10 protein-coding genes and 6 tRNA genes are annotated in these 13251 nt (G+C 40.3%); 12 read left to right on the forward strand and 4 right to left on the reverse strand.

Annotated elements, in window-relative coordinates:
* Nucleotides 1-152: 152 nt before the first annotated feature.
* Together DXC10_RS15530 and DXC10_RS15535 are read left to right on the forward strand one after the other, a co-directional pair.
* The gene (locus DXC10_RS15530; RefSeq protein WP_101542568.1) at nucleotides 153-590 is read left to right on the forward strand and encodes a hypothetical protein; all 438 of its coding nucleotides are present in this window, start codon (nucleotides 153-155) and stop codon (nucleotides 588-590) included.
* A 7-nt stretch (nucleotides 591-597) separates the two neighbouring features.
* A complete protein-coding gene (locus DXC10_RS15535; RefSeq protein ID WP_117738365.1) occupies nucleotides 598-1014 on the forward strand; it encodes a hypothetical protein in 417 nt (138 codons plus the stop codon).
* 44 nt (nucleotides 1015-1058) lie between these two features.
* Here the strand turns inward: DXC10_RS15535 and DXC10_RS15540 are convergent, their stop codons facing one another.
* Both DXC10_RS15540 and rlmD read right to left on the reverse strand, forming a co-directional pair.
* Nucleotides 1059-1967 (reverse strand): RluA family pseudouridine synthase, encoded by a 909-nt coding sequence (locus DXC10_RS15540; protein ID WP_101542570.1) that lies wholly within the window; start codon nucleotides 1965-1967, stop codon nucleotides 1059-1061.
* 52 nt (nucleotides 1968-2019) lie between these two features.
* Nucleotides 2020-3447, reverse strand: a complete 1428-nt coding sequence (rlmD, locus tag DXC10_RS15545) for a 23S rRNA (uracil(1939)-C(5))-methyltransferase RlmD (protein ID WP_101542571.1) — start codon at nucleotides 3445-3447, stop codon at nucleotides 2020-2022.
* 206 nt (nucleotides 3448-3653) lie between these two features.
* Between rlmD and ppdK the strand changes: the two genes are divergently transcribed.
* Entirely contained in the window at nucleotides 3654-6374 is a 2721-nt protein-coding gene (ppdK, locus tag DXC10_RS15550) for a pyruvate, phosphate dikinase (protein WP_101542572.1), read from the forward strand.
* Between the two features lie 145 nt (nucleotides 6375-6519).
* Nucleotides 6520-7401 carry a sensor histidine kinase KdpD gene (locus tag DXC10_RS15555; protein ID WP_101542573.1) on the forward strand — a complete coding sequence of 294 codons (882 nt, stop codon included), beginning with the start codon at nucleotides 6520-6522 and terminating at the stop codon, nucleotides 7399-7401.
* Here DXC10_RS15555 and DXC10_RS15560 read toward each other — a convergent pair.
* Both DXC10_RS15560 and DXC10_RS15565 read right to left on the reverse strand, forming a co-directional pair.
* Complete coding sequence (locus DXC10_RS15560) at nucleotides 7398-8006, reverse strand: thiamine phosphate synthase (protein ID WP_101542574.1); 609 nt, start codon at nucleotides 8004-8006, stop codon at nucleotides 7398-7400. The genes DXC10_RS15555 and DXC10_RS15560 overlap by 4 nt on opposite strands.
* A 171-nt stretch (nucleotides 8007-8177) precedes the next feature.
* The gene (locus tag DXC10_RS15565) at nucleotides 8178-8798 is read right to left on the reverse strand and encodes a superoxide dismutase (RefSeq protein WP_281258220.1); all 621 of its coding nucleotides are present in this window, start codon (nucleotides 8796-8798) and stop codon (nucleotides 8178-8180) included.
* A 150-nt stretch (nucleotides 8799-8948) separates the two neighbouring features.
* Between DXC10_RS15565 and DXC10_RS15570 the strand changes: the two genes are divergently transcribed.
* The 8 genes from DXC10_RS15570 (at nucleotide 8949) to DXC10_RS15605 (ending at nucleotide 13247) form a co-directional block, all read left to right on the forward strand.
* Nucleotides 8949-11318, forward strand: coding sequence for an ATP-dependent helicase (locus tag DXC10_RS15570; protein ID WP_117738367.1), 2370 nt, complete (start codon nucleotides 8949-8951; stop codon nucleotides 11316-11318).
* Nucleotides 11319-11382: 64 nt separating this feature from the next.
* Nucleotides 11383-12522: a carboxynorspermidine decarboxylase gene (gene nspC, locus DXC10_RS15575; RefSeq protein WP_101542968.1), complete on the forward strand. Its 1140-nt coding sequence runs from the start codon at nucleotides 11383-11385 to the stop codon at nucleotides 12520-12522.
* 111 nt (nucleotides 12523-12633) lie between these two features.
* Nucleotides 12634-12706, forward strand: a tRNA-Gly gene (locus tag DXC10_RS15580).
* Between the two features lie 25 nt (nucleotides 12707-12731).
* Nucleotides 12732-12813, forward strand: a tRNA-Leu gene (locus tag DXC10_RS15585).
* A 50-nt stretch (nucleotides 12814-12863) separates the two neighbouring features.
* Nucleotides 12864-12947, forward strand: a tRNA-Leu gene (locus DXC10_RS15590).
* A gap of 15 nt (nucleotides 12948-12962) precedes the next feature.
* A tRNA-Gly gene (locus DXC10_RS15595) sits at nucleotides 12963-13035 on the forward strand.
* Nucleotides 13036-13062: 27 nt separating this feature from the next.
* Nucleotides 13063-13144 (forward strand) — tRNA-Leu (locus tag DXC10_RS15600).
* A 30-nt stretch (nucleotides 13145-13174) separates the two neighbouring features.
* A tRNA-Gly gene (locus DXC10_RS15605) sits at nucleotides 13175-13247 on the forward strand.
* The last annotated feature ends 4 nt before the right edge of the window (nucleotides 13248-13251 follow it).

Genomic DNA, 13251 nt, shown 5'->3' on the forward strand with positions numbered 1-13251 from the left:
CTTATGTTTGTATAATACAAATATTTAGTTAGTTTTTTATAAAATAAAGAACTCTCTTTGTCATCTTTTATAAGAATTTTCAAGTGAAATATTAAGTGTTTCGATATTTTTATGTATGTTTGTCCGCAAGTATTAACTAAACTTGATAAATTATGAAGACTTTGGATTTTGTGAAAATATTATTATTAACAGTGTTTACGTTGAGTTTGGTATCATGTGGTGACGACATTTATTATACTATGCAAAATAGTGATGATAAATTGTGCAATAAAGTTTGGATGGAACAATATGAAACGGAAGATGGTTATTTATGTAGACACCAATTGGAGTTTAAGAAAGTGAGACAGGACAATAAGGAAGTGTATTCTGGAAAAGAAACTACGATAGTTCAGAAAACGGGTACAACTGAAACCACTTCTAAAGATTTTACTTGGAAATGGATTGATAATACAATGGAAGGTTTGATATTGAGTTATGGCGCAGGTGATATTCAATATTTTGAGAATGTATGGGTTAGAGAACATTATCTTTCAGGAAAATTAGATGGAAGAGTAATTGTATTAACAGATTTGCCTGAAGCAATAAAATAATAAAGATATGAAGAATATGATGAAATACCTCAAGGTACTGTTTATTTGCTCTTTGGTTATAAGTTTAACTTCTTGCGAAGATGATGATAATGATAATTTTATTTATGATTATTTGGTAGGCGAAACATGGATCGGAGATTTAGGTTTCGTTGATAGTTATGATGATGAATTGGAAAGTGGACTTTATTTTAAAGGAAATGGTTTGGGGATTGATGATCAGGTGTATTATGATGATCCGACAGGAAAGGTCGTTTTCTCTTTACCGTTTCGTTGGAATATTTATAATGGGATCTTGAGTATAGATTATGGATCTGATTATCCTTTGTTTGAAATTTATGATGTGTACATTACCGGGAATAAGATATCTGGTATTTTATATGTAGATGGAAGGATTGATGGACCTATTGTGCTAAAAAGATATTGAATAAAAAACGGGGCATTTGCCCCGTTTTTTATTCAATATCTTTTTTATTTCTTCAGAAACAATTTCTTGAAATCTGCCGGATAGGGGGTCTCAAACTGCATCAATTCTCCCGTGACGGGATGATAGAAACAAAGTTTGAAAGCATGTAGCGCTAAACGTCCTATGGGGTTGACATCTTCCAGTCCATAACGGCCGTCACCTATAATGGGGTGTCCCAAATCTTGCATGTGTACACGGATTTGATTCTTACGTCCGGTTTCCAGATTCAATTCAACTAAAGAGTATCCATTAGCACGTTTGATAGTGCGGTAGTGTGTAATAGCTTCCTTACCGCCATCGTCTGTAGGACTGGAATATACATATATAGTACGGTCAGTTAACCATGAACTTACGGTTCCGGCATTTCTTTCCATTTCTCCTGCTACAACAGCGACATAACGGCGGTCGGTTACAATGTTATGCCAATGATCACGTAATGTATTTTGCGTCTTTTCATCTTTGGCAAACATCATCAACCCCGAAGTGTCACGATCGAGTCGGTGTACAATATATACACGGTGTTGCTTGCCTGAACGTTGAACATACTCATTCAATATAGTATAAGCGGTACGTTCTTTCTGTCTTTCGGTATTGACGGAAAGTAAACCTTGCATCTTTTCGATAACAATGATATAGGCATCCTCGTACACAATCTTAATCAATTTGTGATTAAATTCTTTCCTTCCTTTTTCTCGGCTGATTTGTACTTTCATACCCGGTTTCAAAGGAAAATTATATTGCGTGGTGATTACACTGTCCACATATACTATCCGTTTGCTTAATAATGATTTCAGTTTGGTACGACTGGCATCCGGCATTTTGGCATTTAGAAACTCCATCAGTTCCATGGGTTCCTTTACTATATAGTCCGTATATTGTGTACGGGCTCTTGCTACGATTTTCTGTTTAACCATGTAATTTTTGATTTACGATTGAAGTTACTCAGACTTTTAAATTTTTCAATTCTTAATTTTTATCTTTTAATTCAAGCAACACCACATTTTCTACATGATGTGTGTGTGGAAACATATCTACTGGTTGAACAGCTTTTACTTTGTATTTCACATCGAGCAACTGAAGGTCACGTGCTTGGGTTGCAGGATTGCAACTGACATAAACGATGCGTTTCGGTTGGGCAAACAAGATGACATTTATTACATCTTGGTGCATACCGGCGCGAGGTGGGTCGGTGATAATGACATCCGGGCGACCATATTCATTGATGAAATCTTGCGTCAACATGTCTTTCATGTCACCGGCAAAAAATAAGGTATTCTTTATACCGTTAATTTCAGCGTTGACTTTTGCATCTTCGATAGCCTCGGGTACATATTCGATACCAATTACCTGACGAGCCTTTTTAGATACGAAGTTGGCAATCGTTCCCGTGCCTGTATAGAGATCATAGACAAGTTCATCACCCGTTAACCCTGCAAAGTTACGTGCTATTTTATAAAGGTTATACGCTTGTTCTGAATTAGTCTGATAAAATGATTTTGGTCCTACTTTGAAGCGCAGGCCTTCCATCTCTTCAAAGATATGATCTTTTCCCTTGAAAGTATGAACATCAAGATCGGTAATGGTATCGTTACATTTATTATTAATAATGTATAATAATGAAGTGATTTCAGGAAATGTATCGGCCACGTACTGCAACAGTTGTTTAAATAGAACCATTTCCTCTTCTTTCTCAATTTTACAGATAAGGATTACCATGAGTTCGCCTGTAGTGGAAGTGCGTACGATCATATTACGTAACATTCCTTCTTGAGTGCGTAGATTGATAAAAGAATAGTTGTGTTCGTAAGCGTAGTCACGTACGGCATTACGGATACGGTTGGATATGTCATCCTGCAGCCAACATTTTTCTATGGCCAACACTTTATCAAACGCATTGGGAATATGAAAACCCACTGCGTTCATTTGTTCGTATACCACATTCTGTTGTACTTCTTCTGTTGTCAGCCAGCGTTTATTGGAAAAAGTATATTCTAGTTTATTCCGATAAAATTGGGTTTTCTCAGAACCGAGTATAGGGGAAATTTCCGGTAACTCTATTTTTCCGATTCGGATAAGATTGTCAGTTACCTGTTTTTGCTTATATTTGATTTGTTCCGAGTAGGGAAGTATCTGCCATTTACAACCGCCACATACACCATAGTGCTGGCAGAACGGGACAGTTCTTACCGGAGAATATTCATGGAACTTCACTGCTTCAGCTTCGGCATAATGATGTTTTTTTCTCTTGATTTGCAGATCTACTATATCACCGGGAACAACATAGGGTACGAAGATTACCAAATCATTGACTTTTGCGATGGCTTTCCCTTCGGCAGCCACATCTGTAATTTCCACCTTTTCTAACAGGGGAAGCTCTTTTCTTTTTCTTGCCACTTTTACACCAGTATAATAAATTCTGTGGCAAAAGTAGGTATTTTTTTGCGAATTCTCTCTATGAATTGAAATATTAAATTTTGCAATGTCGAAATTACATTTTGCATTAAAGTTTTCTCTAAAAAAATTTTCTAGTCTGTGAAATATACTTAGATTTGCGAACAGAAAAAGAGAAAAATCACAATCAAAAACTTTAAATTTATATTATGGACAAAAAAAGAGTTTATACCTTTGGTAATGGCCAGGCAGAGGGTAAGGCCGATATGAGAAACCTCTTGGGAGGTAAAGGCGCTAACTTGGCTGAGATGAACCTTATCGGAGTTCCGGTTCCTCCGGGTTTTACAATTACGACAGAAGTTTGTACAGAATATTATGAAATGGGGCAGGATAAAGTAGTTGCTCTATTGAAAAACGAAGTCGAAAATGCAATTGCACATGTAGAGACATTGATGCGTTCAAAATTCGGTGACGTTGAAAATCCGCTATTGGTTTCTGTACGTTCTGGTGCACGTGCTTCCATGCCGGGTATGATGGATACTATCTTGAATTTGGGTTTGAATGACGAAGTGGTGGAAGGTTTGACTCGTAAAACTGGTAATGCCCGCTTTGCGTGGGATTCATACCGCCGTTTTGTACAGATGTATGGTGATGTTGTATTAGGCATGAAACCAACCAACAAGGAAGATATTGATCCGTTTGAAGCTATAATAGAAGAGGTGAAACATGCTAAAGGCGTGAAATTGGATAATGAGTTAGGAGTAGAAGACCTTAAGGAGTTGGTAAAGAAGTTCAAGGCTGCCGTAAAAGCTCAAACTGGAATGGATTTCCCGACTAGTGCATACGAACAGTTGTGGGGTGCTATCTGCGCGGTGTTCAATTCATGGATGAATGAGCGTGCCATTCTTTATCGTAAGATGGAGGGTATACCGGATGAATGGGGTACAGCGGTTAGCGTTCAGGCAATGGTATTCGGTAATATGGGTGATACTTCTGCTACAGGGGTTTGCTTTAGCCGTGATGCCGCAACTGGTGAAGATCTTTTCAACGGTGAGTATTTAATTAATGCACAAGGTGAAGATGTTGTTGCCGGTATCCGTACTCCACAACAAATTACAATAATCGGTTCCAAACGTTGGGCTGAATTGGCGGGTGTTAGTGAAGAAGACCGTGTTTCTAAGTATCCTTCTATGGAAGAGGCGATGCCGGAAATCTACAAAGAGTTGGATGCATTGCAGACTAAACTTGAAAACCACTATAGAGATATGCAGGATATGGAGTTCACTGTACAAGAAGGTAAGCTTTGGTTTCTCCAGACTCGTAATGGTAAACGTACAGGTGCGGCTATGGTGAAGATTGCCACAGATTTACTCCATCAGGGTATGATTGATGAAAAAACAGCTTTGATGCGTTGTGAACCTAATAAACTGGATGAACTACTCCACCCAGTATTTGATAAAGCTGCTTTGAAACAGGCTAAAGTGTTGACCCGTGGGCTTCCGGCTTCTCCGGGTGCTGCATGTGGGCAAATCGTTTTCTTTGCTGATGATGCTGCCGATTGGCATGCTGCCGGTAAGCGTGTGGTTATGGTACGTATCGAAACTTCACCCGAAGATTTGGCAGGTATGGCAGTTGCTGAAGGGATTCTTACGGCTCGTGGTGGTATGACTTCACATGCAGCTGTGGTTGCCCGTGGTATGGGTAAGTGTTGTGTATCGGGTGCAGGTGCTTTGAATATCGACTATAAGGCTCGTACAGTAGAAGTGGACGGTATAGTATTGAAAGAGGGTGATTATATTTCTTTAAACGGTAGTACCGGTGAAGTTTATAAAGGTAAAGTAGAAACAAAGGCTGCCGAACTTTCCGGAGATTTTGCCGAATTGATGAATTTGGCTGATAAATATACCAAGTTGCAGGTACGTACCAATGCGGATACTCCACATGATGCGCAGGTTGCACGTAATTTCGGTGCTGTAGGTATCGGTCTTTGCCGTACGGAACACATGTTCTTTGAAGGTGAAAAGATTAAAGCTATGCGTGAAATGATTTTGGCAGAAAATGCGGAAGGACGTCGCAAGGCTTTAGCTAAAATATTGCCTTATCAACAGGCTGACTTCAAAGGTATCTTCAAGGCAATGGCAGATTGTCCGGTGACCGTTCGTCTGCTCGATCCTCCTTTGCATGAGTTTGTTCCCCATGATTTGAAGGGACAACAAGAAATGGCAGACACAATGGGTGTAAGTCTGCAATATATCCAGCAGCGTGTTGAAGCTCTTTGCGAACACAATCCGATGTTGGGTCACCGTGGTTGCCGTTTGGGAAATACGTATCCTGAGATTACACAGATGCAGACACGTGCTATCTTAGGTGCAGCTTTGGAATTGAAGAAGGAAGGTATTGAAACTCATCCGGAAATAATGGTGCCGTTGACCGGTATCCTTTATGAATTCAAACAGCAGGAAGAAGTTATTCGTGCCGAAGCAGCCAAGTTGTTTGAAGAAGTAGGTGATAGTATCGACTTCAAGGTAGGTACAATGATTGAGATACCTCGTGCGGCTTTGACAGCCGATCGAATTGCTTCTTCTGCCGAATTCTTCTCATTCGGAACGAACGATTTGACTCAGATGACTTTCGGTTATTCTCGTGATGATATCGCTTCCTTCCTTCCGATTTATCTGGAAAAGAAGATATTGAAGGTAGACCCGTTCCAAGTGCTTGACCAGAATGGTGTAGGACAATTGATACGTATGGCAACAGAAAAAGGACGTGCTGTTCGTCCGAATTTGAAGTGTGGTATTTGTGGTGAACATGGTGGTGAACCTTCTTCCGTGAAGTTCTGTCATAAAGTTGGTTTGAACTATGTTAGTTGTTCTCCATTCCGCGTGCCTATCGCCCGTTTGGCTGCGGCGCAGGCGGCTATTGAAGGTTAAAAATATAACCGCAATATATGGTAGGGGAGGATTCATTATGGATCCTCCCCTTTTTTATAATATGATATTCCTAATATATCTATATTTTCTTCCTATATTTGCATTTATAATATTTCTTATCATTTATTGAAACAAACAAATAACCATGGAATCAATGATTGCAACTTATATTGGGTGGATTTCTGCCTTTTATCAAAATAATGAGTTATTGCTCATTTTTTCTGCAATGATTATTTTCTTACTTCTGGTTATTATGATTATTGTTTCTATCAGTAAGTCGCGGCGAGTAAAGACGTTGAAACGATTGAACGAAGTAGCTGCAGAAAGTAATCAGCTAAAGAATGCTTTTATTGCCAATATGACTCATGAAATACGTACTCCCCTCAATGCAATTGTTGGTTTTACCACTATTCTTGCTGAGACGGATAATTTGGGTAAAGAAGAACGTATGGCTTTTCAAAAAGAGATTAATGAGAACAAAGATGTACTGTTGCAGTTGGTGAATGACTTGCTGGATTATTCCAAGATTGAAGCAAATACTATGGAATATAATAATACGGAAGTTGATATCAATGCGGTAATTATGGAAATCTGTGTGACAGAAAATATACATCCACGCCAGTCGGGTATCCAAGTTGAGTTTGTCGAAAAAATGCCACAATGTCGTTTAATGATTGACCGGGTACGTTTTTCCCAGGTAATCAGTAATTTGATAAAGAATGCATTGAAGTTTACGGAACGAGGTAGTGTCACAGTGGGATACAGAAGATTGAGTAATAAAAATTTTTACTTTTATGTGACCGATACCGGATGTGGCATTGACGAAAAAGGACGTCGTGCCATCTTTGAACGTTTTGTAAAGATGAATTATAATATCCGTGGTACAGGTTTGGGACTTTCCATAACGAAATCTATTGTAGAACACTATGGTGGCGGTATTGGTGTAGAGTCTAAGAAAGGGGAAGGCTCTACTTTTTATTTTACTCTGCCTGCATCCATAGAATATAATGAATACGGTAAGTTTTAATCAGCCATTTTTTTCAGTTTCTTGAAGTGGCGGATAACTTCCAGATAATCACGATCGGTACAAGCATTGAACTTATTCCATAAGTTCCCCAGTATTACGGCTCCTCCAAATCCGAAATCTTTCACCTCCAAAATATTTTCGGGCGTTATGCCTCCCAATGCCATCACTTTACTGTCTATGATTTTATCTTTTCCCGCTTGGCGGAGTTCTTCAGGAGTATAACCTGAAAGTATTCCTTCTTTGGTGATACAATCATAAATGGGACTCATAAACAAATAATCGTAGAAGTGCTTTTTATTATTCAGCTCCTCTATAGAGTGGCAAGTACAACTCACGTGTCCGGAGTAATCATGCGGTTCCTTGGGATTGCGGGAGTTCAGATGAATTCCCATCAAGTCGAATTCTTCTTTCAGATAAAAATGTTCATGGGTGACGATACGTCTATGATATTTTTCGGGTATAAGCGTTAAAAGTCTTTCTGCATACATAGCAGGGGTTTCTGGTTTTCTCAGGTGCAGTATATCCAAGCCTTCTTCAAAGAGTGCCGTGATAATCTTGTCTTCCTCCACAAAAAAAGTGGGTGCTGTGACTACAATGAGTTTCATTTCGTTTGTTAACTGTTAAGTTTAGCAAAGTTAATCAATCGTAGCTTCAGATGCCAATGTTTTTCTTTAAAATATGTTACATTGTTTTTTCAGTAATAAAAAAACGCATCCAAGGCTTTTTATAGCCTGTAGATGCGCTCTTACAACTGGTTTTATGGGATTGTGGGTTTATTATTTCATGCGTTTACCTACTACGTCCCAATCAATGATACTCCATAGGGCATTTATGTGGTCGGCACGTTTGTTCTGATAATCCAAATAGTATGCATGTTCCCAAACATCGAAACCCAACAACGGAATTAATCCGGAACGTACGGGATTGCTACCGTTAGCTTCTTTTGTGATGTGGAGTTTTCCGTTTTTATCTACGGAAAGCCAAGCCCAGCCCGAACCGAACAGACCTACGGATGCTGCATTGAACTCTTTCTTGAAGTTCTCGAAGCTGCCAAAATCCCGATTAATGGCTTCTGCCAATTTACCTGTCGGTTCTTTTTGAATTGGTTTAGGAGAGAATTGTAGGAAGTATAAGGTATGATTCAGTACTTGTCCGGCATTATTGAAAATAGCGCCGTCGGGTGCAGTGGCTACGATGGTCACTAAATCTTTGTTTTCGAATTCCGTACCCGGAACAAGGTTGTTGAGGTTGTTCACGTACGTTTGCAGGTGCTTACCATAATGGTAATCTATTGTTTGCTGACTGATTACAGGTTCCAACGCATTGTGAGCGTAAGGAAGTTTAGGCATTTCATGTGTCATAATCATTATCATTAAAGACATTAATAACGTATTCATAAGTTCAATTATTAAGTTTTGAAACTTTACTATATTAACATGATAACACGAAGAATTGTTCATAAACATAAAAAATAAACAGGTTTATTTTATTCTACTTTCGGTTTGCGCTATCTTTGCACGAAGATAACTCATTAGATAGTACGGAATATGCCCGATTATATAAAAGAATTAAACGAAGGACAGCGTGCGGCAGTGCTCTATAACGACGGTCCGTCACTGGTGATAGCAGGTGCCGGTTCCGGTAAGACGCGCGTGTTGACCTATAAAATTACTTATCTGTTGGAGAATGGTTACCAGCCATGGAATATCCTTGCCCTGACGTTTACCAACAAGGCGGCGCGTGAAATGAAAGAACGTATCGCACGGCAGGTCGGTCCGGAGCGTGCCCGTCATTTGTGGATGGGTACTTTTCATTCCATCTTTCTGCGTATCCTGCATGTTGAGGCAAGGCATCTTGGTTTTACTTCGCAATTTACTATTTATGATACTGCGGACAGCAAAAGCCTATTACGTTCTATCATTAAAGAAATGGGATTGGATGAAAAGGTTTATAAACCGGGCACGGTACAGGCAAGAATCTCCAACGCCAAAAATCATTTGGTATCTCCGGTGGCATATGCCAATAACAAAGAGGCATATGAGGGGGATTGTGCGGCCAAGATGCCAGCTGTCCGTGACATTTATCGTCGATATTGGGAACGTTGCCGGCAGGCTGATGCAATGGATTTTGATGATTTGTTGTTCTATACTTTCCTGTTGTTTCGTGACCATCCCGACGTACTTGCCAATTACCAATCGCAATTCCGTTATATTTTGGTGGATGAGTATCAGGATACCAATTATGCGCAACACAGTATTGTGCTTCAATTGGCTAAAGAGCATCTGCATATATGTGTGGTGGGGGATGATGCCCAAAGTATTTATTCTTTCCGTGGAGCTGATATTGATAATATTCTTTATTTTGCTAAAGTATATCCGGGTACTAAAGTCTTTAAGTTGGAACAGAACTATCGTTCCACGCAAAACATTGTTTCCGCTGCCAATAGTTTGATAGAGAAGAACCAGCGCCAGATACCCAAAGAAGTGTTTTCCCAAAAAGAAAGGGGAGAGCCTATTGATGTTTATCAGGCATATAGCGACGTGGAAGAAGGCGATATTGTAATCAATAAGATTGCGGAACTCCGTCGTCAGAAGGATTACGCTTATTCTGATTTTGCGATATTATACCGTACGAATGCGCAAAGCCGTGTCTTTGAAGAAGCTATGCGCAAACGTGGGATGCCTTATAGAATTTATGGTGGTTTGTCCTTTTATCAGCGTAAAGAGATAAAGGATGTGATTGCTTATTTCCGCCTGGTGGTAAATCCTAATGACGAAGAAGCTTTTAAACGCATTGTCAATTATCCGGCGCGTGGAATAGGAGATACAACAGTAGGGAAGATAATCACTGCCGCTACTGAACATAATACCAGTCTTTGGGCAGTGCTTTGTGAGCCATTGGCTTATGGACTGAACATGAACAAAGGTACAGTAGGTAAGTTGCAAGGTTTTCGTGATTTGATAAAGGAATTTATTGAAAGCGGTCTAGAAAAGAATGCATATGAAATAGGTACGGAGATTATTCGTCAATCGGGTATCATTAATGATGTGTGCCAGGATAATTCTCCTGAGAACCTCAGCCGCAAAGAAAATATAGAGGAGTTGACAAACGGTATCAGTGACTTCTGTGCTCAACGCCAGGAAGAAGGAAATGTAAATATTTCTTTGGGGGATTTTCTTTCGGAGGTTTCTTTATTGACCGATCAGGACTCTGATAAAGACGGAGATGGTGAAAAGATAACCTTGATGACGGTACATTCTGCCAAAGGATTGGAATTTAGAAACGTATTTGTAGTGGGAATGGAAGAAAATCTTTTTCCCAGTGCCATGGTAGGAGACTCTCCGCATGCGCTGGAAGAGGAGCGCCGATTGTTTTATGTTGCCATTACCCGTGCAGAGGATCATTGTTTCCTTTCATACGCCAAAAGTCGTTTTCGCTATGGCAAGATGGAATTCAGTAGTCCCAGCCGTTTCTTGAAAGATATTGATGTACATTTCTTACATATGCCGCAAGATGTAAGATTGAGTCCTGAAATCGATGAGATGGCAGTAAATTTCCGTAGAGAGAATGAAAGAGGTTTTTCTTCATCTTTCTATAAAAATAGGGAAGAAAAGCTTTATCGGAAAAGAGAAGAAACTTCGCATCTTAAACAGCAGATCATTGCACCGAGTGTACCTCGCAATTTGAAGCGAGTCACTCCATCTATGGGCATGTCTTCGTCGGCATCCGCTGCTTCGGAAACTTGTATGGCCGGTGGTGTGTACCAAGGGCAATTGATAGAGCACGAACGTTTTGGTCTGGGTGAAGTGATTAAAGTGGAAGGTGAGGGCGATAATGCCAAGGCAACCATTCATTTTAAGAATGCGGGAGACAAGCAGCTCCTTTTACGCTTTGCTCGGTTCAAAGTAATAGGATAAGGTCTGTACCAGCCTTTGGTATATAGGGTATTCTTATTGGATTTTAATAAATAGAAGATATATGATGATAGATTTTGCTCTTTTTCCTTCTCCCTGTTACATTATGGAAGAAGAACTTCTGAGGAAGAATCTTACTTTGATAAAAAGTGTAGCCGATCGTACGGGAGTTGAGATTATTCTTGCTTTTAAGGCATTTGCCTTATGGCGCTCTTTTCCTATTTTCAGGGAATATATAGATCATTCCACTGCAAGTTCTGTGTACGAAGCACGCCTTGCGTTGGAGGAGTTTGGAAGTAAGGCGCATACTTATTCTCCTGCCTATACAGAAGCGGATTTTCCTGAGATTCTGCGTTGCAGTAGTCATATTACTTTTAATTCTTTAGCGCAATTCCATCGTTTTTATCCGATGGTGCAGGTGACGGGAGAAGGAATTTCTTCTGGCATACGCATTAACCCTGAATATTCAGAGGTAGAGACTGAACTGTATAACCCATGTGCACCCGGAACTCGTTTCGGAGTGATGGCGGATCAACTTCCCGATACTTTACCGCAAGGTATTGAGGGATTTCATTGCCATTGCCACTGCGAATCTTCTTCATACGAACTGGAACGTACATTGAAACATCTGGAAGCGAAATTCTCCCGTTGGTTTCCTCAAATCAAATGGTTAAACCTGGGGGGAGGTCATTTGATGACACGTAAGGATTATGATGTAGAGCATCTTGTTCACCTGCTCCAAGGATTAAAAGTCCGTTATCCACATCTTCGTGTTATTCTGGAACCCGGTTCGGCTTTTACTTGGCAGACAGGTGTACTGATTTCCGAGATAGTGGATATTGTAGAGAACAGGGGTATCCGTACGGCTATTCTTAATGTAAGTTTTACCTGTCACATGCCCGACTGCCTGGAAATGCCCTACCAACCTGTAGTCCGTGGCGCTGAAATGGGAAACGAGGGGTTGTATGTTTATCGTCTGGGAGGAAATTCTTGTTTAAGCGGCGACTACATGGGAATGTGGAGTTTCGATCATGAATTACAGATTGGAGAGAAAATTATTTTTGAAGACATGATACACTATACTATGGTAAAGACCAATATGTTCAATGGAATTCATCATCCTGCCATTGCAATGTGGACAAAGGAGGGGGCTGCTGAAGTATTTAAGCAGTTTTCTTACGAAGACTATCGTAATAGAATGAGTTGATAATCAAAAGTCTGTTTACCTTTTGAATATGAATGTACTATTTTATGTATGAAAAAAGTGTGCGGAATATTTGCAGGTTTAAGGAAAATATCTACCTTTGCAACCGCAAACGCGGAAATAGCTCAGTTGGTAGAGCATAACCTTGCCAAGGTTAGGGTCGCGAGTTCGAGTCTCGTTTTCCGCTCAATGTTTTGATTGCAATTACCTATGCCCAGGTGGCGGAATTGGTAGACGCGCACGTTTCAGGTGCGTGTGTCGAGAGGCATGCAGGTTCGAGTCCTGTTCTGGGCACAAGGGAGAGGGCAGTCAGTTCTATGAAATTGTTTATTCTTTTTAATGATGGAGAGGTGGCGGAATTGGTAGACGCGCTACTTTGAGGGGGTAGTGACAATTATGTCGTGGGAGTTCGAGTCTCCTTCTCTTCACATGTTGATATAAATGCGGAAATAGCTCAGTTGGTAGAGCATAACCTTGCCAAGGTTAGGGTCGCGAGTTCGAGTCTCGTTTTCCGCTCTTTTTTGTTATTTTTATGATGACAATGCCCAGGTGGCGGAATTGGTAGACGCGCACGTTTCAGGTGCGTGTGTCGAGAGGCATGCAGGTTCGAGTCCTGTTCTGGGCACGTTTCTTTGTGAAAAGAAAGTCATCAAATGCGGAAATAGCTCAGTTGGTAGAGCATAACCTTGCCAAGGTTAGGGTCGCGAGTTCGAGTCTCGTTTTCCGCTCTTT

This window comes from Bacteroides sp. OM08-11 (assembly GCF_003438665.1).
Taxonomy (GTDB): domain Bacteria; phylum Bacteroidota; class Bacteroidia; order Bacteroidales; family Bacteroidaceae; genus Bacteroides; species Bacteroides cutis.